The sequence below is a fragment of the Nocardioides ginkgobilobae genome, assembly GCF_054781275.1.
Map to the genome: position 1 here is coordinate 1 of NZ_BAAGUS010000054.1, position 939 is coordinate 939.

Here is a 939-nt window from a genome sequence, read left to right on the forward strand (position 1 = left end):
CTTGGCCGCAGTCAGGGCACCCACCCCGGGCATGGCCAGCAACGTTGGTGCGGCCTTCTCGACCAGCCCAGCGATGCGCCGCTCGAGCTCGTTGATCCTCACCGTCAGGTCGACGACGTCAGCGAGCTCGTCACGAGCAAGCTCCGCCACGATCCCGGGCACGGCTGCCAGCCGATCGGCGAGGATCTGCTGGTGCTTGGCCAGGTCCAGCGAGCGCTTCTTTGGCGCCCAGGCGGGGTCGATCTCGTGAACCCGCCACAGCAGCCGGTTGATCGTGGCAGTGCGGTGTTTGACCAGGTCATCGCGCCTGTCGACGAGCAGCTTCAACTCCCGCGAGGCCTCGTCGTGGGAGGCGACCGGCAGATCCGGCTCCCGCAACGCGGCACGGGCGACGGCAGCTGCGTCGATCGGGTCCGACTTCCCACGGGTGCGGGCGATGCGGCGCTGCTCAGCCATCATCTTCGGTGGCACCCGCACCACCGACTGACCAGCGGTCAGCAGGTCACGCTCAAGGCGCGCCGAGAGGTGGCGGCAGTCCTCGATCGCCCACAGCAGCTCGGTTCCGAACCGCTCGCGCGCCCAGGCGACCGCCTCGCGATGGCCGACCGAATCAGCATCGAACGTCCTGTGGCCGAGCTCGCGACCGGCCTGGTCGACCGCGACGAACGTGTGCGTCCGCTTGTGCACGTCGGTCCCAACAACAACCATGGTGGTTGCCTCCTTCACTCAGATGCGAGGACGGTTGGACCGGTCGGCGGACACATCTCAGTCGGGGCGACGCCACGCTCCTATCAAGTCACGCCGGCCGGTCCTTCACACCCGATGCCGGCAAAACGCATGCTCATCAACCCGAAGGCGACAATGAACCTATGAGCCAGACACCGGGTGCTCAGGATCCAACCAGCCGCTGATCGCGGCGAGCCTCACCCTGACACTGAC

The 939-nt window shown here is 67.3% G+C and carries 1 protein-coding gene; it reads right to left on the reverse strand.

The features are described 5' to 3' along the window. The coding region (locus tag ACYVID_RS18160) for an IS110 family transposase (protein WP_460739477.1) at positions 1-726 on the reverse strand (726 nt) is incomplete at its 3' end. Positions 727-939: the final 213 nt, after the last annotated feature.